The organism is Sphingobacterium sp. UBA2480 (assembly GCF_002341965.1).
In the GTDB taxonomy this organism is placed as follows: domain Bacteria; phylum Bacteroidota; class Bacteroidia; order Sphingobacteriales; family Sphingobacteriaceae; genus Sphingobacterium; species Sphingobacterium multivorum.
The window spans coordinates 627,544-653,108 of the sequence record NZ_DDPA01000004.1 but is presented as its reverse complement, the minus strand read 5'-3'; the positions used below and the strand labels follow the sequence as shown (position 1 = coordinate 653,108).

At 39.2% G+C, this 25,565-nt stretch carries 19 protein-coding genes; 6 read left to right on the top strand and 13 right to left on the bottom strand.

Annotated elements, in window-relative coordinates; translation table 11 throughout:
* Positions 1-5: 5 nt before the first annotated feature.
* The 10 genes from B3600_RS10115 to polA form a co-directional block, all read right to left on the bottom strand.
* Positions 6-647, bottom strand: coding sequence for an MBL fold metallo-hydrolase (locus B3600_RS10115; protein WP_286752842.1), 642 nt, complete (start codon positions 645-647; stop codon positions 6-8).
* A gap of 44 nt (positions 648-691) precedes the next feature.
* The gene (locus tag B3600_RS10110) at positions 692-1,438 is read right to left on the bottom strand and encodes a shikimate dehydrogenase family protein (RefSeq protein ID WP_286752841.1); all 747 of its coding nucleotides are present in this window, start codon (positions 1,436-1,438) and stop codon (positions 692-694) included.
* Positions 1,439-1,535: 97 nt separating this feature from the next.
* Positions 1,536-2,948, bottom strand: a complete 1,413-nt coding sequence (locus tag B3600_RS10105) for a tetratricopeptide repeat protein (protein WP_286752840.1) — start codon at positions 2,946-2,948, stop codon at positions 1,536-1,538.
* A gap of 181 nt (positions 2,949-3,129) precedes the next feature.
* Positions 3,130-4,503, bottom strand: a complete 1,374-nt coding sequence (locus B3600_RS10100) for an OmpA family protein (RefSeq protein ID WP_286752850.1) — start codon at positions 4,501-4,503, stop codon at positions 3,130-3,132.
* 240 nt (positions 4,504-4,743) lie between these two features.
* On the bottom strand, positions 4,744-5,754 hold the full coding sequence (locus tag B3600_RS10095; RefSeq protein ID WP_046671636.1) for an inorganic phosphate transporter: 1,011 nt from the start codon (positions 5,752-5,754) through the stop codon (positions 4,744-4,746).
* Between the two features lie 36 nt (positions 5,755-5,790).
* Complete coding sequence (locus B3600_RS10090) at positions 5,791-6,438, bottom strand: DUF47 domain-containing protein (RefSeq protein ID WP_046671637.1); 648 nt, start codon at positions 6,436-6,438, stop codon at positions 5,791-5,793.
* Between the two features lie 90 nt (positions 6,439-6,528).
* The gene (locus tag B3600_RS10085; RefSeq protein ID WP_115046290.1) at positions 6,529-7,566 is read right to left on the bottom strand and encodes a sensor histidine kinase; all 1,038 of its coding nucleotides are present in this window, start codon (positions 7,564-7,566) and stop codon (positions 6,529-6,531) included.
* Positions 7,567-7,629: 63 nt separating this feature from the next.
* Positions 7,630-8,283: a phosphatidylserine decarboxylase family protein gene (locus B3600_RS10080; RefSeq protein ID WP_046671639.1), complete on the bottom strand. Its 654-nt coding sequence runs from the start codon at positions 8,281-8,283 to the stop codon at positions 7,630-7,632.
* A gap of 24 nt (positions 8,284-8,307) precedes the next feature.
* On the bottom strand, positions 8,308-9,438 hold the full coding sequence (locus B3600_RS10075) for a toxin-antitoxin system YwqK family antitoxin (RefSeq protein ID WP_286752839.1): 1,131 nt from the start codon (positions 9,436-9,438) through the stop codon (positions 8,308-8,310).
* 4 nt (positions 9,439-9,442) lie between these two features.
* Positions 9,443-12,244, bottom strand: a complete 2,802-nt coding sequence (gene polA, locus B3600_RS10070; protein WP_201639964.1) for a DNA polymerase I — start codon at positions 12,242-12,244, stop codon at positions 9,443-9,445.
* A 106-nt stretch (positions 12,245-12,350) separates the two neighbouring features.
* On the opposite strand from polA, the gene rsgA reads away from it, so the two are divergent.
* Entirely contained in the window at positions 12,351-13,271 is a 921-nt protein-coding gene (gene rsgA / locus B3600_RS10065) for a ribosome small subunit-dependent GTPase A (RefSeq protein WP_286752838.1), read from the top strand.
* A 63-nt stretch (positions 13,272-13,334) separates the two neighbouring features.
* On the opposite strand, the gene B3600_RS10060 is transcribed toward rsgA, so the two are convergent.
* Together B3600_RS10060 and B3600_RS10055 are read right to left on the bottom strand one after the other, a co-directional pair.
* Positions 13,335-15,788, bottom strand: a complete 2,454-nt coding sequence (locus B3600_RS10060; RefSeq protein ID WP_286752837.1) for a hypothetical protein — start codon at positions 15,786-15,788, stop codon at positions 13,335-13,337.
* Entirely contained in the window at positions 15,748-16,785 is a 1,038-nt protein-coding gene (locus tag B3600_RS10055; RefSeq protein WP_286709825.1) for a hypothetical protein, read from the bottom strand. The genes B3600_RS10060 and B3600_RS10055 overlap by 41 nt, the downstream gene beginning before the upstream one ends.
* Positions 16,786-16,880: 95 nt before the next feature.
* Between B3600_RS10055 and B3600_RS10050 the strand changes: the two genes are divergently transcribed.
* From B3600_RS10050 to B3600_RS10030, 5 genes are all read left to right on the top strand, one after another.
* Positions 16,881-18,776: a hypothetical protein gene (locus B3600_RS10050; RefSeq protein ID WP_286752836.1), complete on the top strand. Its 1,896-nt coding sequence runs from the start codon at positions 16,881-16,883 to the stop codon at positions 18,774-18,776.
* A 106-nt stretch (positions 18,777-18,882) separates the two neighbouring features.
* Entirely contained in the window at positions 18,883-20,673 is a 1,791-nt protein-coding gene (locus B3600_RS10045; RefSeq protein ID WP_286709827.1) for a TrkH family potassium uptake protein, read from the top strand.
* 109 nt (positions 20,674-20,782) lie between these two features.
* On the top strand, positions 20,783-21,469 hold the full coding sequence (locus B3600_RS10040; protein WP_046673051.1) for a potassium channel family protein: 687 nt from the start codon (positions 20,783-20,785) through the stop codon (positions 21,467-21,469).
* A 3-nt stretch (positions 21,470-21,472) separates the two neighbouring features.
* A complete protein-coding gene (locus tag B3600_RS10035) occupies positions 21,473-21,793 on the top strand; it encodes a YbjQ family protein (protein ID WP_046673052.1) in 321 nt (106 codons plus the stop codon).
* A gap of 400 nt (positions 21,794-22,193) precedes the next feature.
* Positions 22,194-24,674: a YfhO family protein gene (locus B3600_RS10030; protein ID WP_286752835.1), complete on the top strand. Its 2,481-nt coding sequence runs from the start codon at positions 22,194-22,196 to the stop codon at positions 24,672-24,674.
* Positions 24,675-24,701: 27 nt separating this feature from the next.
* On the opposite strand, the gene B3600_RS10025 is transcribed toward B3600_RS10030, so the two are convergent.
* Positions 24,702-25,298, bottom strand: coding sequence for a ribonuclease HII (locus B3600_RS10025; protein ID WP_070560938.1), 597 nt, complete (start codon positions 25,296-25,298; stop codon positions 24,702-24,704).
* Positions 25,299-25,565: the final 267 nt, after the last annotated feature.

Here is a 25,565-nt window from a genome sequence, read left to right as displayed (position 1 = left end):
GACTTTTATCCTCGGATAAATGGATTAGAATTTTTTTCGAAGCCAATCGTAGTCGATGGCCCATGCCCCGGGTAGACGATCGTGTCGTCGGGCAAGGTATAAAGTTTTGTTTTTATGCTATCCAAAAGCTGCTGGTGATTTCCCCCAGGAAGATCAGTACGGCCAATGCTATTGCGAAATAGAACATCTCCTCCGATCAAGAATTTTTGATCAGCTGAATAAAAGCAAATATGTGCAGGGGAATGTCCAGGCGCAAGAATGACCGTTAGCTCATCATCATCTAAATGAATGGTATCATCCTCATTTAGAAATGTTTCCCCAATTGGGGAAATGTCATATCGGATGCCCATTTGAGGAGCATAATTCTGAACCGTTACTAAAATTGGTACCTCACCTTCGTGAAACTGCGGAAGCAAGCCAAATTTTTCATGGACAAAACTATTCCCCAATACATGGTCAATATGACAGTGTGTATTTAATAGGAGTGCCGGCTTGAGTTTATTGTTTGCGATGAAAGCTAGTAGTTCTTGCTGATCTTGCTCGCCGTACATCCCAGGGTCAATGATAATGGCATTTCCTGACTCGTTATAAAGTAGATAAGTATTCTCCTGATAGGGATTGAAAGTGAATGTTTTGATCGTAAGCATAGTGGTAAAATTACAGTTTTTATTGATTTCTTACTATTGAAAGGTCAACTATTCCAGATTTCCCAGTTTTTTTCTGCTTGTAGAACCAACATTTCATATCCGTTTTTGATTCTGGCACCTTTTTCTTTGCTTTTTCGAAGAAACGTTGTTTCCTCTGGGTTGTATATGAGATCATAACAGAGGTGATTCTCAGTTAAGAATTCGTAAGGAATTTTCGGAGATTCTGCTGTATTGGGAAATGTACCAACCGGTGAACAGTTGATAATCAAAGTATGGTCAGCTAGGATAGCACGATCAAGTTCATCATAAGTGAGCTGGCCTGCCTGTTTGGTTCTGCTTACTAAAGTATGTGTTATTCCAAGTTGATTCAGGGCATAAATGACAGCTTTTGCAGCGCCCCCATTACCTAAAATCAAAGCCTTCTTATCCGCCTGGGGATTTAATAGCGGCTTTAGCGATGCCTCAAAACCATAGGCATCTGTATTGTAGCCTTTAAGATGTGTTATGCCACCTGATGTATGGCTGATTCGAATACAGTTTACAGCTTGTATTGCATGAGCTTCTTCCGACAGCTCATCCAAATAATCCATAACCTCTATCTTATAGGGAATGGTCACATTGACACCGTAAAAGTCTTTATTGGAAGCAATTGTTGTAAAATCGGCTATTTGAGCAAGTGGATATAAATCATAATCCACATCGGTAATACCCTCTTGATGAAATTTTTCTAGATAATATTTTTTTGAAAAAGAATGCCCTAACGGGTATCCTATTAAGCCTAATTTTTTCATTTGAATTGCGAAAAGTACGTTGTGGGAACAGGAATATATTTTCAATTTTAATATCCGGTCATTGCATAGCAATGACCGGATATGGGCCTCTTACATGTTAATCTTTCGGCTTTGTATATTTTTTTACAATTTCAGTAATAATCTGATTCCCTTGTAACTGTGGAAGGTAATCAAAAAGAATATGATGCTTATCGGGATCCGTCGCCAGACCAAGCTCTAAAAAGTTCAGCGCTTCATTGTATTGTCCATTGGCAAATAGATAAGCAACCACACGATAGTACAGCTCTGCGGCATTTGGATTTTGTGTGATGGCATCGGATATTACATCAATGGCTTCTTCAATTTTACTTTGTTCAAATAGAATGGAGGAATAATCGAGCCACGCATCTATATCTGTTGGGTTCAAAGCGACTACCTTTTTATAGGCTTCTTCTGCAAGATCTATTTGTTGTAGTTTGTATCGGGCATCGGCAATCGCAAACCAGTAATCGGGGTTTGTATCTTCCAGCTCCAATGCTTTTTTATAGAAATGAAGAGATTCAAAATAACGCTCTTCGAAATCTAAGGTGACCCCAATACCGAACCAGGCATCAGCAAGCTCCGCATCTAATTTGACTGCCTTTTTATAATAATTGCGGGCTTCCTCCATCTGCTCAAGTTTCTCATAACATTCGCCAATCGCACAATAGGTATCAGCACTTGGTTGCTCATATTCAAATGTTTGTTTGTATACGTCCAATGCTTCCTGATAGCGATCTAGATTAACAAGAGCGTTCCCCTTATTGAAATAAGCTGAAGAAAAGTCTTCTTTAATTAATATAGCATAGTCATAAGCATCCAGAGCTTCCTCAAACCGACTTATTTTATGGTAAGAATTTCCTAGATTATACCAAGCATAGTAGGAGTATGGGTCTGAATCAATGTACTTCTTATAAAAGGAGATACTTTCTTCCTGTCTATCCAATATATCATAACAATAGGCCAATTCATAGAGTGCTTCTTGGTAATCCATATTGAGCTCAAGTGCTTTCTTTAGATAAATTATTGCTTTGTCATAATTCATTTGCGCTTGAAAGATCATCGCAATATGGAAGTAGACTTCATCTTTATTATCTAATAGCGGAAGTGCTTTGAAGAGCTGTTCCAAAGCATTATCAAACTGGCCGATACTACCTAATATGCCACCACGGATTAAGAAGATGTCTCCTTCTGAAGCTTCCAATAATTCCGCTTTATCAAGTGCCGCAAGTGCATTCTGATATTGTTGAATCGTTGAAAACAGTTGTGCCTGTTTCAATAAAAAGGTAATATCAAAAGGGTGTTGGCTGATCGCAAATTCGGTAACCTGTAGGGCCTTAACAGGGTCATTTTTTTCAGCGTAGTAATCAATAATTCCTTCAAAAGCCTTGGAGTCAAAAAAATACTGATCCTCGTTTCGAAGCATTTCCTCATATCTGTCCACCGAGATTTTTCTTTCTTCGGGGTTTTCAAATTCAAAATCCTCTTCCATTCTCAAAAGTTTAAAACCAGTATTCTGTTCTTTAATTCAAAATACTAATTTCTTATCTAATTTGTTCGAACTAATTTTCCACAAATCGGATATCCTCCACAAAGTTAAGGATAAATACGGGTAAAATAAAAAAGCCGGCTTTAAAGCCGGCTTCTAATATAATGGTATAAGTTATATACGATTATTTTTTGATCTCAACACGACGGTTTTGAACACGACCTTCTTCAGTAGCATTAGATGCAACTGGGTTTTTCTCTCCGTAACCGTTAGCAGTGATGCTTGATGAAGAAACACCAGCGTTTACTAAATATTGTTTTACAGAGTTCGCACGGTCTTTAGATAAAGTCACGTTATAAGCTTCAGAACCTTCAGCAGATGCATAACCATCTAATTGTACAGATGAATTGTTATCACGTAACTCTTTAGCCAATTTGTCTAATGTAGAGTAAGATGAAGTTTTCAATACTGAGCTATCAAATTCGAATTGAATTGGAGCGTAGTAACCGTTAGAAGTAACGTTGTTAACAACTGGCTCTGGGAATTTGATTGGACATCCTGAACCATCTACTGGAGTACCAGCTGGAGTACCAGGACATTTGTCAAATTTATCAGATACACCGTCACCATCAGCGTCAGCGCTTAATGTGTTAACAGTACCTTCTAAAGTGCTTACACGTTGTTTCAACGCTTCAACTTCGTTTCTCAATGAAGGATCTTTCAACTCATCATACAATGTAGCAACTGGGTTAGCAAAAGTCAAGTTTTGTTTGTCTTTCGAACCTAAAGTGAATTCTAAACCAGCCATAACTGAAGAGAATTTACCTTTGTAAGAATTTTGACGAGCTGGACCGAAGATTTGATCATCAGTGAAGTTCATTGTATAACCCAAGTTCAAGGCAACAACTTCTGATAATTTGAATTTAGCACCAACACCTACAGGAACGAAAGCTGTTAATTTGTTATCGCGATCACCTTTGTTTTCACGGTCACCAACGATATCTTCACCCCAGTTACCTTTGTTATTGTAAACAACTGTTCCTGAGAAATCATTGTTTGCGTATTGAACAGGGTTGTAAGCCATAGCTCCCAAACCTACTTTAGCGTAGAAGTTAACCGCATTTTCTCTTCTCAAGAAATCGATTGTACCCAATTGGAATACACCGTTTAAGCTAGCTGCCCAGTTTACACTAGTTTCTACTGAACGAGCGCCTAATTTGTTTTCTACAGCAGGACCAGAAAGATCATGGTTGTACGTTTTGATCTTACCACGGTTAGCTTCAACTTCTAAACCAAATAAGTGAGAGAATTGTTTACGCACTGTCAAACCATAGTACTCACCTACTTTATTTTGGAAGTAACCTACTTTTTGACCAAAAGCGTTACCACCACCGATTACGTTGTTCGGTGTAGTGATACCACCTTGAACTCCGATAGACCAAGTTCTGTATTGTGATCTACCACCGAATACTTGTTGAGCTTGTGCTGTACCAGCGAAACCTAAAGCGGCAACTAATGTAGCAGCAACAGCTGTTTTTTTAATTGTAGAATAGTTCATACTCTTGTTTTTAAGGTTATTATTAATTTTAATTGTTTTCAAATTTAATTATTGTATTAACACAAGGAATAGTACAATTGCCGTGCCAAAGTCTTAAAGTTATGTTAAAATTTTGTTTTTGCTATATTTTGTACTAAATTAAGTATTTAATGTGAAACAACAAAACAAAAATCCGGTACGAAAGTACCAAATTTTTGTTTTGTTTCAATAGGTTTAAGAAAAAAATTAAGTATTTTTTTTCTAAAGCAAATAATGTACGACCAATAAAGACAACGCACCCAACAAAGCTGAAACTGGAATGGTTAATATCCAAGCCCATAACAAGCTGATTGTTACCCCCCAACGCACTGCGGAAACACGTTTGACAACACCGACACCGATGATTGCACCTGTAATGGTATGCGTTGTTGAGGCTGGTATCCCAAAATGTTCTGTGATACCCAAAGTGACAGCTCCTGCAGATTCAGCACAAACACCTTCCAAGGGTGTTACTTTTGTGATCTTGGTTCCCATCGTTTTAACAATTTTCCATCCACCGCTCATTGTTCCGGCAGCGATTGCTGCGTAACAAGTTAATGGAATCCACTCTGGCATGTGTTCAGTCGTTGGGACATAGCCACCAGCAACCATCGCTACAAGGATAATTCCCATGACTTTCTGTGCATCATTACCTCCATGTGCAAAGCTCAAAGCAGCAGAAGAAACAAGTTGCAATATCTTGAACCATTTTTCGGCAACGCTTGGACGGGAGTTTTTTGCCAGGTTGATTACAATCAATGTGATGATAACCGATATCGTCATACCTATAATAGGGGCCAGTACGATAAATGCAATAATCTTTAAGGTTGCATCAATATTGATGGCGTGGATAGGATCTGCGCCAAGAATAAAAGCGTATGCCATACCCGATCCTGCAAAACCTCCAATAAGTGTATGGGATGAACTGGATGGTACGCCATAGTACCAGGTAAATAAGTTCCAACCGATTGCTGCAAGTAACCCTGCGAAAATAACTTCTAATGTAATGTATTCTTCCAATACTGTTTTTGCAATGGTATTGGCTACTTTATGATCTGTAAAGTAGAAGTAAGCTGCAAAGTTGAATATCGCAGCCCATAAAACGGCCATTGCTGGCGTTAAAACTTTTGTTGATACAACTGTCGCAATAGAATTGGCTGCATCATGGAATCCATTGATGTAGTCAAAAGCAATCGCAAGGACAATTACAACAACGAGTAATGTTGACATCATAATCTCGTAGAATTTTTGTGCACTTAAATCGAATGATTATGCGTTTTTAACCAGAATGCTTTCTAATACGTTAGCAACATCCTCACATTTATCGGTTGCATCTTCCATTGCAGATAACACTTCCTTGTGTTTAATTAATGAAATTGCATCTTTTTCAAATTCAAAAAGGTCAGCTACAGCTTTATCGAAAATATAATCCGCTTTGTTTTCTACGCTATTGATGCGAACACATGAATCCGTAATATTGCGGATATTTTTCAAATCTCTAAGCTCATGAATAGCTTTTGATACATGTTCTGTAGCTTCGACTAGTAAGTCAGCAATTTCAATCATTGGCTCGGTGGCCTTTTCAACCTTGTAAAGGTCCATTCTATTGGCGGCACCATGGATAAAATCTGCGACATCGTCCAATGAGCTTGCCAAAGAGTGTATATCTTCGCGGTCAAAAGGAGTGATAAAGTTCTTTCCCAGCTCCAAATGAATTTGATGCGTGATGTTGTCGCCTCTATGTTCCAAATCTTCCACTTTGCGTGTTAATTCCTTTTTCTTTTCAGGGTTGCTTGAGTTAACAATATCTTTTAACAACTTTGACATCTCGATCAAGTTGTTGCCGGCTTGTTCAAACAAAGGGAAGAATTTTTTATCCTTTGGAACGAAGTATTGAAAAATGCTATTTAAAGACATATCTTAAATTTATTTTTGCAAAAATAATACCTTAATGTTAAGTTAATGTTAACATTGATTTTGTTTAAACACAAAAGTGTCATCAATTGTTTAATTACCGGACTGAACTTTTTGTAAAGTAAAGCCAAATGTTGTTCCAATCCCTTCTGTACTACGCACATTTACGTTTTGCTGATGTGCTTCGACAATGTGCTTTACGATAGCCAATCCTAATCCTGATCCTCCAATATCGCGTGATCGGCTCTTATCAGTTCGAAAAAAGCGCTCGAATACACGGCTTAGATTTTTTTCTTCGATGCCATAACCGTCGTCTGTAATTTCGATAAGAACCTGTTCAAACAGTGGGAAAATCTTAATTTTAGTTGTCCCGCCCTCTTTTCCATACTTTAGGGAATTGTCTATCAGGTTGTATAATACCTGATGAATTTTATTGCGGTCAGCTTTAACCCAATGGGGTGTACCCGCTTTGGGTTTGAATTCTATTTTGATATTGTGTTGTTTAGCTTTGTCTTCAAGAGAGTAGGTGGTGTCTTTAATGAGGTCGACGATATCGAATTTTTCTATATTCAGGACCATTTTTCCGGATTCCAGTTTGGATATTTCATCAAGATCCTGAATCAGGTAATTTAGCCGGTCTAGATTCCGGGCAGCCTTATCTAAGAAATTCTTGGCCATTTCCATGTCTTCTTCAATCAGGCCATCTTGCAGGGTCTCAATGTAACCTTGGGTGGCAAATAAAGGCGTTTTGAATTCATGAGAAATGTTTGATAAAAACTCTCTGCGGAATTTCTCTTGTGATTTTAACTGCTCTATCTCATTTTTTTTATCTTTTGCCCATGCTTTGACTTCGTTCTCAGCATCTGTGATAGGATCCTCACTGACATGTTCTCCGATAGCATCTTTAAGATCCTTGCCGAGTTTAAGGTTATGAATCAGTTTATACATCGTATTGAGTCTACGATATATATATTTTTCAAATAGATAGTTAAATAGGAGGAAACTCGTTACCACAGCAACAAAGAAAATGATCAGCGCTGTCTGTAGATCATGTTTATAATAAAAGCTGATCGTAGATATTGCAATGCCGACAGCTGCGGAGTTTGCCAGTAATAATTGTTTAAAGTTCATTTGCAGAATAAAAAAGGCCCCTGATTTGGAGCCTAAGTTACTTATAATGATATTAATAAATTGTTAAAATTTTCCGATAATCGTTTTTGCTCCAGTAACCTTGTCACCAATGTTAACATTGATTTCTGTGCCTAAAGGAAGAAATAGATCTACGCGGGAACCGAATTTGATAAAACCAAACTCATTGCCTTGCACGACTTCGTCTTTTTCTTTTACATACCATACAATGCGACGCGCTAAGGCTCCTGCAATCTGGCGGAAAAGAACCTCCCGACCAGCTTTATCTTTGACAACGACTGTTGTTCTTTCGTTATCTGTAGATGATTTGGGGTGCCAAGCCACCAGAAACTTGCCGGGATGGTATTTAAAGAACGTGACTAAACCACTGATTGGGTTTCTGTTGACATGGACATTGACAGGAGACATAAATATAGATACCTGTATCCGCTTATCGTGGAAATACTCATTTTCCTCAGTTTCTTCGATAACAACAACTTTTCCATCCGCTGGACAAAGAATCACGTCATCCTGCGGGTTGACCACTTTTCTGGGACTTCTGAAAAACTGGACAACTGTGATGAATAGGAATGCTGATAGCGCATAAATAAACCATTTGGCGTATTGCGGAGCGTCATAATAATCCGCAACGGCATTGATAATGAAGATAAAAAGTACAGCGATCGCTAATGTGGTATATCCTTCTTTATGAAATTTCATATCTATTTATTTCTGCAAAGATAATTATTTACTCGAATTGTCTATTTGTCTTTCGATTTTAATTGAATGGGTATAGATTTTTCCGTCGTTACCCTGTGTGATTCCGCCAGATACTCTGATGAGGTCGTCTTGAGGCTGATTGTCTTTATACGTAGGGAAATAGAAGTCAATACTTCTCGCAATACGACTCAAAATGCCATCGAAAGACTCGTTTCCGGAATCTGATATTAACTTGAGACTCTTTAGATTAGCCATTCCGGTTTTCTTTACTTCCACGAGGTAAGAAAAATTAACCTGTTTGGTGATATCTAGTCCGGTTTTATTGAGATTGTCATTAAAACGTTTAGTTAAGAAAGCATAAAAATTGGAATAATCATCAAAGCTGCAAGACTTACCGTTAAATAGTTCCGCTCGTATAAAATAGTCATAAGGGAGGATGCTTAGCGACATGAAATCCTCATTATTTAGGTCTCCATTGTCATCATAGGTCATTGTGAGCACACCATTTGCAAAGCGTTGTGTCATAGCGTAAACGGGTTGCTGACCTACATTGTAGAAATATGTATTCCAGTTTCCCTGTGGCCTGCCGCTTTTCACCTTTCCTTTGCGTAGGTAGAAATCAAAACCAAATTCAGTAAATCCTTCAAACGGAATAGAAAATTCATAGTTGCCTTCGCCATTTATTACTTCCTGTTTGCCCCTGTTGTCCCAGTAATCTTTTATAAAGTAGCCTTGTTCACTATAGGTTATGGTCAATAGCGGTTTTCCATCCGGGTAGTAATATTTCCAATCACCGGTCGGGTGGTTGTTTTGGAAATTTACTTCCCATTTCAGCACTCCATTTGGATGGAAGGCTTGAAATACGCCTTCTTTTTTACCATCTTTATAGGAACCAATGAGTATTCTCGCTCCATTTGGCGCAAAATCGCGAAACTCTCCGTCAAAGACTTGCTTTGCAAAATCAAATTTGCTCACACGTTCAATCGTTTTAAACTCGCACTCTTTTGAAACCAAATAATAATATTTGTCAAAATAAAAACGAATCAATCCCTGGTCTAATTTTTCATAGAATACAGGTTTTTCATCCTGTGCATACAGGTTTGTAAAGCTGCACACAGACAATAATAATAAGATATGGATGAATTTTCTAATCATAACTTTAGTGTGCTTCTAGCCAATTTTTGCCTTCTCCAATTTCTACGATCAAAGGAACACTTGTTTTTATAGCATTGGACATTTTGTCCAAAATAATTTTTTTGAATACCTCGATCTCGTCTTTAGGTACGTCAAAAACCAATTCATCATGCACCTGCATGATCATTTTACCTGTTAAACCTCGCTGTTCAATTTCCTTCTGAATCGCGATCATGGCAAGTTTGATCAAATCTGCTGCCGATCCTTGGATCGGAGCATTAATTGCGTTTCTTTCAGCGAATCCGCGAACGGTCATGTTTGCAGAATTGATATCTCTCAAATAACGTCTTCGTTTTAAAATTGTTTCAACGTAACCCTTCTCTTTTGCAGACTCGACGGCATCACTCATGTATTTTTTTATTCCTGTATATTGGTTAAAATATTCATTGATGATATCGGATGCTTCTTTACGAGATATGCCAAGGTTTTGGGAAAGGCCGAAGGCCGACTGGCCATAGATAATGCCAAAGTTAACTGCTTTCGCGTTGCGACGTTGTTCAGAAGTAACGGCATCAAAATCCACATTATAGACTTTCGCGGCTGTTGCCCGGTGGATATCGTGACCTTGACTAAATGCTTCCATCATATTCTGATCTTTACTGAGTTCGGCAATCAGGCGGAGTTCAATCTGTGAATAATCGGCTGAGAGGATCACGTTGTTTTCAGATCTTGGGATAAAGGCTTTTCTGACTTCTCTTCCCCGTTCGGTACGGATCGGGATATTTTGCAAGTTCGGATTAGTTGAGCTCAGACGGCCTGTTGCGGCAACCGCTTGATTATATGACGTATGAATGAGCCCTGTTTCGGGGTTTATCAATTCAGGTAGCGCATCAACATAGGTAGATTTGAGTTTTTGCATCTGCCTAAAGTTCAAGATATCTTGGACGATATCTGATTTATGGGCCAATGCCAATAATACATCTTCACCTGTTTTATATTGTCCTGTTTTTGTTTTTTTAGCTTTAGGATCCAGTTGCAGTTTATCGAATAAGACTTCTCCCAATTGCTTAGGGGAGGCGATATTGAAATTTACGCCCGCTTTCTCAAAGATGGATTCCTCGAGATTTTTAATGTCCTGATCCAGTGTTTTTGAAAACTCTTCAAGTGCCGGAACATCTATTTTTACACCGTTTCGTTCAATTTCAGCGAGTATATAGACTAATGGGAATTCGACATCCTGAGCGAGCTGCATGGTGTTGGTCTCGACAAGAAGGGGTTGAAACACATTTTTTAGCTGTAGGGTAATGTCTGCATCTTCAGCAGCATATTCTTTTACTTTTTCGACTTCAACGTCGCGCATATTCCCTTGCTTCTTTCCCTTTTCACCGATAAGTTCGGTGATTGATACCGGGCTGTAATTCAGGTAATTTTCTGCAAGTACATCCATCCCGTGGCGGGTATCTGGATCAATTAGATAATGTGCAAGCATGGTGTCAAAAAGGGAACCTTGTACCTTTACACCATAGCGTGCTAATAACAAAATATCGTATTTGATGTTTTGTCCTATTTTCTCGATGTTTGGGTTTTCTAGAACTGGCTTGAAAATATCGACTATAGCTTGAGCACCCTCACGATCGGCAGGTGTTGGGACATAATACGCTTTAGCGTTTTCAAAAGAAAATGATAAGCCCACAATATCGGCAAGGTTTGCATCCAATCCTGTTGTTTCTGTGTCGAAACAAAAACTATCTAAAGACGCAAGCTGTTCGGCTAGCGCTACTTGTTTTTCCGCTGTGTCGGCCAAAACATACTCATGTGTTGTATTATGTATATTATTTATTGCGACATTTTCGACACTGATTTCAGTGACAATTTCGGTCGTGGTAATTGTCGTCGTTGTTGTCGAAAATAAATCCATTTGCCCATTTGTAGGAATGCTCTTGTCAAGTACGGAGAATTCATCGCCGAAAACTCGTTTTCCAAGTGTTCGGAATTCCAATTCTGCAAATAGTGGTTCAAGGATTTCTTTGTTTGGATCTTCCAGTTCTAGCGATTTTTCATCAAGTTCAATGGGTACATCCAATAAAATAGTGGCTAATTTTTTGGAGATAAGCCCTTGTTCTGCAAAATTCTCCACGTTCTCGCGCATTTTTCCTTTAAGCTGATCCGCGTTAGCGATAATGCCTTCGACAGATCCGTATTCCTGAACAAGTTTTTTCGCTGTTTTTTCTCCAATTCCAGGTATACCAGGGATATTGTCCACGGCATCGCCCCAAAGACCAAGGATATCGATGACCTGGCAAACGTCAGAAATTTCCCATTTTTCAAGAATCTCTTTGACACCTTGTACTTCTGCTCCATTACCCATGCGTGCAGGTTTATAGATAAAGATATTTTCAGACACAAGTTGCCCGAAATCTTTATCCGGTGTCATGCAATAGACCTGAAAATTTTGCTTTTCAGCCTTTTTTGCCAGCGTACCGATAATATCGTCGGCCTCGTAACCATCCATGGTGATGATCGGAATATTGAAGCCCTCAATTAAGCGATTGATATAGGGGATAGAGGCAGCAAGGTCTTCTGGCATAGATTCGCGATGTGCTTTATAAGCTTCAAATTCAATATGTCGTGCGGTAGGTGCCGCCGTGTCGAACACTACTGCTATGTGGGAAGGTTGCTGATTTTTCAATACATCCAATAGGGTATTGGTAAATCCCATGATTGCTCCTGTATTTAACCCTGTTGAGGTAATTCGGGGAGTTTTGCTCAATGCAAAATAAGCTCTATATATAAGAGCCATTCCATCTAGAAGAAATAGTTTTTTCACAAAATTGAATTTTAGTCTCCTTACAAAGGTAAGAAATTCATCAAAGGGTAAGTTTAATAAATTTTTCCGATTTTTGTACTATGACACATTTAATGCAACAGGATTTATGAGAGGACTGGTAACTAAATCGACAGGTAGTTGGTATCAAGTTTTGGGCGAAGATGATAAAAGATACGATTGTCGTATTAAAGGAAAGTTTCGTACTAAAGGAATAAAAACGACTAATCCTGTTGCTGTGGGGGATTGGGTACATTTTAATGTGGAACCTGATCAGGATAGTGCGGTCATTCACGAACTGGAACCTCGTCGAAATTATATCATTCGAAAATCCGTCAATCTGTCTAAGCAAACTCAAATTATCGGAGCAAATCTGGATCAAGCTTTTTTAGTGGTGACACTTGCCTCGCCGCCAACATCTTTAGGTTTTATCGATCGCTTTCTAGTAACAACGGAGGCCTACGGAATTCCTGCCGTAATTATTTTCAATAAATTGGATCTTTTTAGTGATGAAGGGTTGGAGATATTGGCAGACTATAAAGCTATTTATGAACATATTGGCTATCCCTGTTTCGAGGTTTCTGCGTTAACCGGTACCAATATCGACGTTGTCAAGCAACTGCTTAAAGATAAAATAACCTTGGTATCAGGTCATTCTGGGGTTGGCAAATCAACGTTGATCAATGCAATCGTTCCTGAATACGGGTTGAAAACTGGTGAAATCTCCGATTGGTCTGACAAAGGAAAGCATACAACTACTTTTGCTGAAATGTTTGATCTTCCTTTTGGAGGGAAGTTAATTGATACGCCTGGTATTCGTGAGTTGGGAATTGTCGATATAGAAAAACAGGAGCTATCCCATTTTTTTCCAGAGATGCGCGCGTTGATGAATCAATGTCGATTTCATAATTGCAGGCATATCAATGAACCCGGTTGTGTCATTATGGAGGCTGTGGAAGAAGGCTATATTGAGAGTTCCCGCTATGATAGCTACCTCAGTATATATCATAATGAAGATAGTAGATCTTAATCTTTATAAAAATATAGCGCCTNNAGGCGCTATATTTTTATAAAGCAAGGTAGGCGGCAGCCCTTATTGTATCGCTTGTGTCAAGTTTAAAAAGTCGCGAAGATAGGTACACTCTTTTGACGCGATGGTAAAGAATGGGGTATCTTTATATTGTGTGCTCAATTCTTTGAAGTACCTATTTTGCATTGAAAAGCGGTAAAAAGGATTTTTCAAAGGTGAATCATAATACTGCCAACGCGATTCATTGGTATAAACAAAATCCTTTTGTTCGCATTTGGCCAGCATAAAAGTGCATTTAGCCTTGAATTCTTTATTGGAACTGAGCGCGCGCGCCTTGCTATACCATTCCTTTGCCGATTTAGTCTGTAGGTAGTTTCGTTGCCAATGGAGTGTTGAGGGAGCATGGTTATCTGTCGATGACCAATCGTAGGATACGATGGACCATGCATTGCCGTAGGTACTTGTCTGATAGATACCTGTAGCCATTTGAAAGTAATATTCCGCTTTTTTCTGATTATCTTTTTCCGTTTTTATCGCATTTTCCAACCGCGCCATCCGTTCAGCATATTTTAGTTTGGTTGTATTTTCCTTTCCGTATTTTTTTGGATAGTCATTTATCGTCACAATAAAGGGGTTGGGTTTGATGTCATCTTCATCCGTGCTATACCAGTTTTTAATTTCCTTTATTTTATGGTCTTTAGGAAGTGCTGCTAAAGTTTTTGCTGCTTTTTGGAAATCCAGTTCGCGCAAATAAGTTGTACCCAATAATTCGGTGAGATAATCCCTATTAAAATGTTTGATATCTTTCAATAAGAATTTAGACAGGGTGTTCTGTTGGGAATTGTCCGACAATAAATTCCTTATTTTTAACAGCGTTTTAGGTGTAAGGCTATTTTCCCAAAAGTGCATTGTTGTCCACTGCATATTATCTTCCAATGAGTCTTTCACAAAGCCATAGTTGTAAAAAGCATCTGCCTTTACAGCAGCTAAACTAGCCATAGCGGTGTCTTGTGTGTTCAAATAGTGTTTTACAACAAGATTTTGTAAAATGTTCCGGCAGATTAAACTATAGTTGCTGTATTCAAAAGCACTATAACCCCAGTTTTGTTTGCGGATATCTTCTTTACCATCTAGTTTTGCTTTTTCTTCTAACCACGATAAGGTTTTGGTCAATTGAACTTCATCCAGTTGCTTACTGCTTTGCCAGTCCGTCAATTGTGTGAGCAATCGGGTAATTTGAAGCTGATCAATCAATTTTGGACTGAGGTCAGTCTCTTTTATTCCAGCAAGGTATTCTTTTGCTAAAGCATTTTCCTTATTCATCCAACTTAGGTAGGCAGCAGTAATAAGGCCCAATTGGGGTTGAACATATTTTTTGTCGCGATAAAGTTTTAGCGCAAAATTGCGGAGCGAATCCAGATGTAGTTTAACCTTTCCTTTATCGTCATTTTTACTGTAGTAATTATAATTATCGCTACTGAGGTAAAAAGACTCGTTCATTTCTGTTTCTATCTTATTGACTTCGCGTCCTAATAGTACCGCATTGACGGTGTTAGCAGGATCGAGCTGATAGCAGTCGCTCAGATATTTCAGGGCATAGTCACTTGTTCCAAAGCCAATGATCGCATTGATGTTGAATTTATCGGCATCATTTTTTGCATATTGAAATATCTCGGCATCGCTGGCTGTAATATAATGGAAATTAGCATATGCGAGGATACGCCTTTCCGGACTGGCGGTGAATAATTTGGAAAAGAGATAAGCTGCCCTTGCAGGATCACCATTTTTGCGGACAGCCCCCGCATAGTTGGACAGTGCCCAATTGAGGATAGCTTCGTCTCCCTTAGCAGATTGCAGGTACTTTTCATAAATCGTCATGCTCTTGGCGTATTCCTGCCCAAATAGATATAAACGGGCAGCTTGATAAGCATAGCGGATATAGAGAAAGCTATTTTTGGGGTACTTGGGGATCTGCTGTTCGGCGAGTTCAGCTAATTGTGTGATTTCTTTGAAATTTCGGGTATCCGGATCCCAATAGTTATGTTGAATATTCGTGATGGGTTCCTGCTTTTTGGTGAACATAAAATAAGCGCGTTCAGCTTCATGTTTTCCGTCAATCAATGTGCTTAAGAACGTATTTCCTTTAATGGAATCTGGCAGGTTGATCCAAGTCGACTTTTGTTGATTGCTCGCTAAATTAGCGGTTGCAGCGTTGCTGTTGTACATCAATTGCTCGACATCCTTAACCTTGACCTGGGAACCGAGGTGCTTCACCCAAGTTTCGGAATTGATTAAACTTTCTTTGACTGGTGCTTCCTCCGTATAAAGAAATTGGTAGGGGATGAATTGAAAGGCAGAAAATCCATTGTCCTCCAGATTGGGGAGATAATATGTCGTTTGATTGTCGTAAGGATCCACTTCAGGACCACAGGCGATATTGGTTGCAATCTCTCCAAAGAAGAAAGCTAATGTAGTGCTAGAAAGCAGCAATAATTTTTTGTAATTCGGCATTGCCATGGTTTGCTAGTGTAGCTTGATCTAAATGATAAAAAATAATCCGGTGTTCTTTTCCTTTCAGCTCTCCCTTCAAAAATTTTGCCGTTTGTAGGAGTTCATCCTGATTGATGGATTCAAAACGTATAACATCTCCCTTTTTAAGGTTTGCTTTTGGGAGATCCTTTGTTAAAATATAGAGGTTCGTATTGGGGTTATGGGTAAATAACGCCGAGTCTTTAATATCCTCTTCGTTGATATGTTTTGAAATACCGATGTAATTATTATTTCTGAAAACGACAAACCACTGAAATAGCGGTAATGCAATATCCATTTCCATGGGATAGTTGCGTAATGTTCCGCTTAGATAGGTCTTGAGGTCCTGTTGATTTAAAATGGAGTTCTGATTGCCAAATTGTCTGAGATTTCCCATGTTGTAACACATCAACATCGCTTTTTTCACAGGCGGAATTCCGCTGGTGACCGTATTTTTGACTTGGTGGAGCCGCAGCGTAGAGCTCACGATAACATCTTTTAATGCCGGTAATTGCTGCAAATAGCTGAGCAGATAGAAAAATTTATCACGGGATGTCTTTGTCCAATCGCAGTCCAGTTGGAGTTCGGTAAATTTTTCTTTCCCGGCTTGTTGTATTTTAGCCGTCACAAACGGAACAATCTTATTTGCCACTCCCCTGATCTGCAGGCTATCCATCTCTGCAAAAACACGTTGGTTGACGAATACTACAGGAATCAATTGCTGTTCTTTGGGGACAGGTTGCGTAAACGTAATGGGGCTAATAGGGACGGCTTGTACACCGGATGGATCGAGATCAATATCCATGATGCGGACATAGATAGATTTCGCGTCAATTTCTTTTAAGGAGCGGCTTTCTGCGGTATCTAACTGAAATACGGTCTTCCAAAAATAGAAGCCCGTTTCATGCTTTGTTTTGGTGCAGGAACCTAAAAAAAGTAGAGATAGTGGTACAAGAAATAAAAATAGTTGTGTTTTACGCAGCATATTCACTTTATTTAGTCGTAATTCAAACAAAATGGGCTTAATTTTGTTTGTTATTCAATAAAATAAAGACGAAATTACAAAGAGATTGTGACTTTATGAAGCCTATTTTCAAATGGATTCTTGGTATTGTAGCGTTTATCCTACTGGCGTTGGCTGGTGGTATTTGGTATTTTAGCAGTAAGTGGAAGCCCCTTTTAGATACTAAAATCAAGCAGCTGGTGTCTCAAGCAACGGACAATTTGTATACTATTACATACGACGATATCCACGTCAACCTATTATTAGGCAATATAACAATAGACAATCTGCAGCTCGTCTCAGACAGTTCCGTATATAAAAAGTTGGAGTTGGTCAAAAAAGCGCCAGATAACCGCTTTGAAATTTCCATCAATAGGCTGAAAATAAAAAGCTTTGGTATCCGAAGGGTATTAATGGATAAGGAACTTTTTTTGAATGATATCACCGTCGAAACACCAACGATTCATGTCATCAATGAGGTACACCGTTATAACGATACGGTGAGTAGGGGGCCTAAAAAACCATTGTATGAGAAGATAAAGGATAATCTGAAAAAAATTCAGGTTCGGGCTGTCAATTTGAATGATATCGATTTTAAATATACGCAGGTCCAAAAAGGGGTGTATCAAGATTTCGAAGTCAAGAAGGTCAAGGTTCGTATAGATGACGTTTTAATCGATTCGACTTCTGAGCGAGACAAGCAGCGCTTTTATCATACGAAAATGATTGATATTGAGGTTCCTGGTTTTACCTATAAAACTCCGGACGGGTTTTATAAAGTAAACTTTGATCAGTTGAAAATCAATAGTAAAAATCGCAATGTCCTCTTGACTAAAGTTGCTTATCAGCCGACGCTGAATAAGGCTGCTTATTACCGGAAGAAAGGTGAAGGTGGAAGCTATATGGTGCTGAAAATGGATACCCTGCTTTTGACGGGATTCAATTTTGCCGAGCTTTCTCGTGATAAGAAAATATATGCACAAAATGCACGCTTAAAAAATGGTTCTCTTTCGATTTATAGTGATAAACATTATAAAAGCCCACCAACCAGTCAGATTGGAAATGCTCCGCACATGAAATTAATGCAGATGTCGACACGCTTGGGAATTGATTCATTAATTTTAGATAATATAGGAATTACGTATGCTGAAATGAGTGATGAGTATAGTCAAATCGGTACCATTACTTTTGATCACACGTATGGTACGATATTGAATGTGACAAATGATTCGACAAAATTGCTTAAGCAGAAGCTCATGCGTGCAAATTTGAGCAGCAATTTTATGAATGCGGGCAAGCTTTCTACCAATTTTGTTTTTGATATGACCTCTAAAGTTGGGGCCTATACCTACAAGGGCACACTTGGGAAAATGGATCTAACGGTCGTTAATAAGATGATCCGGCCATTGTTAAATGTTGAGGTTAAATCGGGCAATCTCAGTCAGATTACATTTGACATATGGGCTAACGATTACCGTAGTAAAGGAACCTTTAAAATGGATTATGATGACCTCAAAGTTAATATCCTGTCGGAGCCAGGTGATGATGGTCGTCGAGAAAAAAAGGGGCTGCTGTCTTTTATGATTAATCAGGTGTTGTTTAATCCGGGCAATCCGGATTTATACGGTAAATATACGGTAGGGCATATCAATAAGCGCAGGGACCCCAATCATCCATTTTTTAAAGCGATGTGGCAGACTTTGTTGGTTGGAATTAAGCAATGTGTCGGTCTTGGTCCAGAACGGGAAGCTAAACTGATGAACACAGCTGGAAAAGTTGAAAAAGTCGTTGGGGGAATCAGCAAGGCCAAGAAAATGATTTCAAGTATATTTAAGAAGCACAAAACGCCTGAGGAGTTGCTGAAGGAAGAAAAAGAAGATGAGGCCAAAGAGGCGGCAAAGATTGAAGAGAAACGGAAGCGTGACCGTGAAAAAGCTGAAAAGGAACTCGAGAAAGAAGGGGCAGGAAATTAAAGATCCGTTTCACGTGGAAAGGTTGCCTTGGTTTAGTCAGCGCGCCAAAAAATACAACGGAGATAGATTTGCATTTATTGACAGATTTATCTTAGTTTGAGACATTATGATAGATTCGATTTTAAGTTTTATCCGATTTGTTTTCAAATATAAAAATGGGCTTGTAGACAAAATCATGTTCTATGTGAGCATGATTTGCGCTGCAATCGTTTTATTTAATGTAGGCTATGTTACTGATCCTGCATTAGGGAAATTGCTGGGTAAAACAATTCATTATCTTTTCTTTGTGCTCTTTTTCATGATTGCTCTCCGCGAGTCGTCATCCATTTACGCACTCAAAAAAATTGCTGTGGAGCATTACTCGGGCCTGGTGATTCTCATTTACTTTGTATTTATTCTTATTGCCCGTTTTGCGGGATTTGGAGCACTCGCTGTTTTTTCAAGAGAACAGTGGGTTTATCTCGGAATCTATTTAATTTTTATCGCGGAGCTATCGAAGAGCACACTTTTCTTTGATAATTTTTATTTTAATCCGACCATATTATTTGTCATCAGTTTCCTGGTTCTGATCTTGCTCGGCACCGTACTCTTGATGCTGCCGCGAACTACGGTAGAAGCTCCATTAAGTTTTGTGGACGCCTTATTTATGGCAACAAGCGCTGTTTGTATCACTGGCTTGTCGGTTGCCGATATTTCAACCAATTTTAGCATGTTTGGACAAACTGTGGTCATCGTCTTGATACAGGTTGGAGGATTAGGTATTATGACATTTACAGGTTTTTTTGGTTATTTTTTTTCGGGCGGATTTTCATTTAAGAATCAATTGATGTTTGGTGAAATTTTAGGTGAAAATAAAGTAGCCTCCGTCATTAAAACCCTATTGACCATGATCTTTATTACGCTGCTGTTTGAATTTCTTGGAGCGATACTGATCTTTAGTACCTTGGAAAGTGCTAATTTCCCAAATTTGGGGAGCATGGTTTTCTTTTCGATCTTTCATTCCATTTCGTCATTCTGTAATGCTGGATTTTCGATCTTATCTGGAGGAATTACCCATGAAGCCTATAAATTCAATTATCCGTTCCAATTGGCATTGTCCTCGCTTTTCATTCTGGGCGGTCTGGGGTTTGGAATAGTATTGAATTTCTACACCTATATGAAAGAATCCATATTGCTTTATTATCACCGATGGATCACAAAGAAAAACTATAAGCATAAAGCATGGAGCTTTAGCTTTAATTCTAAATTGGTGCTGGTCTGTAATGCGATTATTATTGTAGGTGCCACTTTGTTTTTCTATTTCTTGGAGCGAGGGAATACACTTTCTCTTGAAAAGGGAATCGATGGGGAATGGGCGACTTCCTTCTTTATGGCCAATGCCGCACGTTCGGCAGGTTACAATAGTGTTGATTTGAGTTTTGTTGGGCCACCAACTGTTTTTTTGATTATGCTGCTGATGTGGGTCGGGGCCTCTCCCGGATCTACTGGTGGGGGAGTAAAGGTAACTACCGTTGCTGTTTCACTGTTGAATATTGTTTCGCTGGCTAAAGGAAAAGAATATATAGAGATTTTTAAAAGGCGAATAGCCGGCGAATCTGTTAACAAGGCTTTTGCGATTATTTTATTGTCGTTTTTTGTGGTTGGATTCAGTTTTTTTGTTCTCATTTTTACTGATCCAGATAAGAGTATGAAAGCACTCCTCTTTGAAGCACTATCAGCCTATACAACATGTGGATTAAGTTTGGGGATTACACCCTCGCTCAGTATGGGGGGGAAATTAATTATTGCGTTGACAATGCTTGTTGGACGTGTTGGGATGTTGACGCTATTGGTGGCTTTTATTAAAAATACAACCCGGAGAAATATTGTATTTCCGGAAGAAAAGATCTTGTTTTAAGCAGACAAGTGACCGTTTTGGCTAAATTTGATGGCTTTATCAGCGGAATATGAGCATATAAATTGAAAGATAGCTTGGAAATAAAGGTAAATTTATTTTAGTTTGAGATATGAAGTATATTGTTTTAGGATTGGGGCATTTTGGACGTTCTTTAGGGGTACATCTTACTGAACTCGGGCATGAGGTGATTGGTGCCGACCGAAATCTCAGTATCGTTGAACAATTAAAGGACAAGATAACGCACACGGTATGCCTAGATACCACCGACCGAGAAGCGGTATCGTCATTACCGCTTAAAGATGCTCATGCTGTCATTGTTGCAATTGGAGAGGATGAGGGAGCTTCGCTCATGACCGTAGCGCTCTTAAAACAGTTGAAAGTTAAACGCATCATTGGTCGTATTGTTTCAGATTTACAAAAAACTGTGTTGGAGGCCATGGAAATCAATGAATATATCATGCCGGAAGAAGAGGCTGCTGAGCGTTTGGCAATGCGTTTAGACAATATTGATATCGTCGATTCGTTTAAAGTCTCGGATAAATACTCTATTGTGGAGACTAAAGTTCCGGCGCGTTACGTGGGGATGACCTTGCGTGAAGCGAACCTGACGAATTTATACAAGGTGATCGTCTTAACCACCGTGAAAATTACAGAAATGAAAAAGGATGGTGTGACTAAAGAACAAAAAGAAGCTTCAGGAATTGCCGCATCGGAAACGATCATGGAAGAGGGTGATATTTTGGTTGTTTTTGGTGAGCTATCCAATATTAATAAGTTAATTCAAAAAGGAGAATAAAATATGTTATTGACAACAACAGGTACTATTGAGGGGCACCAAATTGAACGCTATTTGGGAATAGTCTCTTCCGAAGTGGTTCTGGGGGCAAATGCAATCAAGGATATGATGGCGGGCTTTCGCGATTTTTTTGGCGGAAGATCCAACTCTTATGAACGCGCATTCCAGGAAACCCGTGAAGCAGCGCTGCGTGAACTTGAAGACCGTGCACGCGCCTTGGGCGCTGATGCGGTCGTTGGGGTTCGACTGGACTTCCAGACGGTAGGAACAGGAGGAATGATGATGGTGGGCGCAACGGGAACGGCGGTAAAAATGAGATCTTAATTACAAGGGGGCAAAAAATTTTGCTCCCTTTTTTATGTGTCCCTCGCTAAGGCAACATTTCAGCTATTGAGTGCCCAAAGGCTTGCCCCGATTTTTCTAGACACCTTCTATTTATGTATTTAAAAGGAAGAGCGATCGATTGCCGAGTCAATACAGTTAATACCCTGCTGTTAACAGGACACTGAGCGATAATTATAATTGTATATAAAAACAAATTTATCTAAGTTTGGCTTTTAAGACTTTTAAACAACCTAAGAAGGTAAATGAAATCATCGAGATTTATCAAACCGCGAATAATGTGTTCATAGATACAACGAAAAGCAAGTTATGAATGAACGATTATTTGGTAAGTTGAATAAATTAGATATATTCATCACCTTAAAATGACAAATTTATACGGATGAAAAATTGGTTTAAGGCGAATTCAGCACATTTGATCGTTATTGCGATATTTATTGCGCTCGTATTTTTTTATTTTACCCCTGTTTGGCAAGGAAAAACACTGGCGCAGTCGGATGTGGTACAGGCGCAGGCGGCGCAGAAGGAATTATTTGATTTTAAGGCAAAGGATGGTAAAGCGCCCTTATGGACTAACTCGATGTTTGGCGGAATGCCGACTTATCAAATTTGGCAAGAAAATGAGAATAACATTGGTACCTATTTCTTAAAAGCGGTTAAGATCGCCTTTCCGAGCCCAATGGATACGGTGCTATTTTATTTGTTGGGGGCTTATTTCCTTTTTAGTGTCTTACGGATCAAACCCTGGCTTGCCGCAGTCGGCGCAATAGCCATTGCATTTACATCCTATAATTTTATTTATATTGAAGCTGGGCATATAACAAGGGCCAATGCAATCGCATTTATTCCGCCTGTTATTGCTGCGGTTATTATGTGTTACCGGGGAAGTAAATTGTGGGGGCCTGTATTATTGGCGTTGTTTCTTTCGCTGGAAATTCGCGTCAACCACTTACAGACAACCTATTATCTGTTGATTGTCCTCATGGTATACGTGATTTTCACGTTCATCGATGCACTTAAACAAAAGCAATTAAAAGGTTTTTTTATAGCTTCAGGAAGGCAGATTATTGCAGTGGTCATCGCTTTGATGGTAAATGCATCTATTTTATTGCCGACTTGGGAATATAGTAAATTAAGTACGCGTGGGCATGCAAATATCACGAAGGTTGATAACAACAATGCTAAAGAGAAAGGGCTTGATAAAGAATATGCCTATGAGTGGAGCCAAGGGATTGGTGAAACCATTACCTTTTTAATTCCGAATGCCTATGGTGGTTCAACTGGAGGACAATTGGACGAGAAATCACATGTCGCTAAGTTCCTAATGGAACGAGGAGGGGCGTCGGAGATTCAAGCTGGCCAGATGGCGCAAGGCATGCCAACCTATTGGGGCGACAAACGTTTTACTTCGGGACCATGGTATTTTGGGGCAGGAGTTTTCTTCCTATTTGTGTTGGGCCTTGTTGTTGTCAAGGATCGCTTCAAGTGGTGGATTTTGGCAACAACCATTTTAGCGTTGCTTTTGTCATTTGGAAAAAACTTTACCCTTGTATCGGATCTGTTCTTTGACTATTTCCCCATGTACAATAAGTTTAGGGCTGTTGAATCTATTCTTGTTGTGGTTTCCATTACCGTGCCAATGATGGCGATTATGGCAGTAAATGAACTGTTAACACGAGCTAAGGAGATACCAAACTTAGATAAAAAAATCTTGTATACCTTTATTGGTGTCGGTGGGGTCTGTCTGTTGATTGCCGTAATGCCGGATCTCTTTTTGAATTTTGGAAATGGGGGGCATAGCAATTTGGTAGAAATGTTAGAGCATCAGATCGGAGATAAGGCCTTTGCGACAGAGTTGGCAAACCAGTTGGTTCTGGATCGCAAAGATATCGCGAGTAAAGATGCCTACCGTTCCTTTTTCATTGTTCTGCTGACCTTTGGATTCGTTTGGGTCTTTTTAAAGAAAAAACTGAGCGAGGGTGTATTATTAGGGGCTTTGCTCGTCTTATTCTTGTTTGATTTATGGAGTGTAGATAAGCGCTTCTTGAATGACAAATCTTTTATGGAGAAGGGTGCTACAGCACAGCAAGTATTCCAACAACGTGAAGTGGACCAATTGATCTTAATGGATAAAGATCCAAGCTACCGCGTACTTGACTTGACTTCAGATCCGTTTTCGGATGCCCGTCCGTCCTACTTCCATAAATCCTTAGGCGGATACCATGCAGCAAAATTAATGCGTTTCCAGGAAATTTTGGAAAATCAATTTAATGGCGCCCTGAACGAAGATGTATTGGATATGTTCAACGTACGTTATTTGATTACGACAGATCCTCAGAATCAGTCACAACGTATTGTAAGAAGAAGTACAGCTGCAGGAAATGCTTGGTTTGTAGATCGGGTAAGTTTTGTGAAAGGAAATGCCGAAGAAATGCAGGCAATCAGTTCGTTTGACCCACATAAGGAGGCCTTTGTGAATCAACAATATCAAAATGAGATTAAGGCTAAAACTTCGAATGCTTCAACGACAGGAGAGATTAAGTTGACCTCCTACCATCCCGATAAAATGCAATATGAATATACATCTGCCAATGATGCCTTTGCGGTATTTTCTGAAGTATTTTACGATAAAGGGTGGAAAGCTTATGTGGATGGAAAGGAAACGCCTATTATTCGTGCGGATTATATCTTAAGAGCACTGCAGTTACCTGCGGGAACGCATAAGGTAGAATTTGTTTTTGATCCAGAGTCGCACAAATTGGGTAATGTATTGACTTTAATCTCGTCTATTGTTCTTGTATTGGGAATAGGCGCGGCGATATATTTCTCCTTTAAAGGGAATAAAAAAGAAACAGCGGCTTAGCTGCTGTTTCTTTTTATTGTGTGAGCTTTAGAATAATTTGAGTTGTGGATCAGTTATTCTAAAGCTTTTTCTATGATGTGGCGTAGACCCATGCGCCAATACAGCTGTTCTGTGTTTAACTGTTGGGTACCCTTTGTTGTTGAGCCAGTCGTAGTGGGGATAATCCACAGCAATGTTGTCCATATATTCATCCCGATAAGTTTTGGCCAGAATTGAAGCAGCTGCGATCGACAGATACTTGCCATCCCCCTTGACGATACATGTATGCGGAATTTGTTGATAGGGAATAAACTTATTTCCGTCAACGATGATATACTCCGCTTTGGTTTTTAAGAGATCAAGCGCCTTGTGCATGGCTAAGTAGCTTGCATTATGGATGTTTATGCGATCTATTTCTTCGGCTGAAACACTGGCAACTGCAAATGCGAGAGCTTCGCGTTCGATAATTGGCCGCAACATCATCCTTTTTTTCTCACTAAGTTGTTTGGAGTCGTTAAGGAGATCGTGGTAATAGTCTGTTGGGAAAATCACTGCTGCAGCGAAAACGGGCCCTGCCAGACAGCCCCTTCCAGCTTCGTCACAACCGGCTTCAATCCACTGCTCCTGATAATATGATAATAGCATATGCGATTCTTAAAATAGCCGAAATTACAAATAAATTTGGAGTTATTTATTGTAACTTCTGTGTGAATATTGGCCATTTACATTAATTAACACTAATAATGTCTTCTTTTGTAAAGATTTAGAGCACTAGACTATTAATATGATGGAATAATTTTCATTAGCAAAATAAGAAGTTGTTCCGGTCTGGGCCATATTGTTTCAATATTAAACTTGGGCAATAGTTTTGGTGTCAAAGATTTAACAATTATAGAAATATAAAAATACATA

Coding starts and splice junctions, on each gene's coding strand:
- B3600_RS10115 (WP_286752842.1), bottom strand. CDS start 647: ATGCTTACGATCAAAACATTCACTTTCAATCCCTATCAGGAGAATACT.
- B3600_RS10110 (WP_286752841.1), bottom strand. CDS start 1,438: ATGAAAAAATTAGGCTTAATAGGATACCCGTTAGGGCATTCTTTTTCA.
- B3600_RS10105 (WP_286752840.1), bottom strand. CDS start 2,948: ATGGAAGAGGATTTTGAATTTGAAAACCCCGAAGAAAGAAAAATCTCG.
- B3600_RS10100 (WP_286752850.1), bottom strand. CDS start 4,503: ATGAACTATTCTACAATTAAAAAAACAGCTGTTGCTGCTACATTAGTT.
- B3600_RS10095 (WP_046671636.1), bottom strand. CDS start 5,754: ATGATGTCAACATTACTCGTTGTTGTAATTGTCCTTGCGATTGCTTTT.
- B3600_RS10090 (WP_046671637.1), bottom strand. CDS start 6,438: ATGTCTTTAAATAGCATTTTTCAATACTTCGTTCCAAAGGATAAAAAA.
- B3600_RS10085 (WP_115046290.1), bottom strand. CDS start 7,566: ATGAACTTTAAACAATTATTACTGGCAAACTCCGCAGCTGTCGGCATT.
- B3600_RS10080 (WP_046671639.1), bottom strand. CDS start 8,283: ATGAAATTTCATAAAGAAGGATATACCACATTAGCGATCGCTGTACTT.
- B3600_RS10075 (WP_286752839.1), bottom strand. CDS start 9,438: ATGATTAGAAAATTCATCCATATCTTATTATTATTGTCTGTGTGCAGC.
- rsgA (WP_286752838.1), top strand. CDS start 12,351: ATGAGAGGACTGGTAACTAAATCGACAGGTAGTTGGTATCAAGTTTTG.
- B3600_RS10060 (WP_286752837.1), bottom strand. CDS start 15,788: ATGGCAATGCCGAATTACAAAAAATTATTGCTGCTTTCTAGCACTACA.
- B3600_RS10055 (WP_286709825.1), bottom strand. CDS start 16,785: ATGCTGCGTAAAACACAACTATTTTTATTTCTTGTACCACTATCTCTA.
- B3600_RS10050 (WP_286752836.1), top strand. CDS start 16,881: ATGAAGCCTATTTTCAAATGGATTCTTGGTATTGTAGCGTTTATCCTA.
- B3600_RS10045 (WP_286709827.1), top strand. CDS start 18,883: ATGATAGATTCGATTTTAAGTTTTATCCGATTTGTTTTCAAATATAAA.
- B3600_RS10040 (WP_046673051.1), top strand. CDS start 20,783: ATGAAGTATATTGTTTTAGGATTGGGGCATTTTGGACGTTCTTTAGGG.
- B3600_RS10035 (WP_046673052.1), top strand. CDS start 21,473: ATGTTATTGACAACAACAGGTACTATTGAGGGGCACCAAATTGAACGC.
- B3600_RS10030 (WP_286752835.1), top strand. CDS start 22,194: ATGAAAAATTGGTTTAAGGCGAATTCAGCACATTTGATCGTTATTGCG.
- B3600_RS10025 (WP_070560938.1), bottom strand. CDS start 25,298: ATGCTATTATCATATTATCAGGAGCAGTGGATTGAAGCCGGTTGTGAC.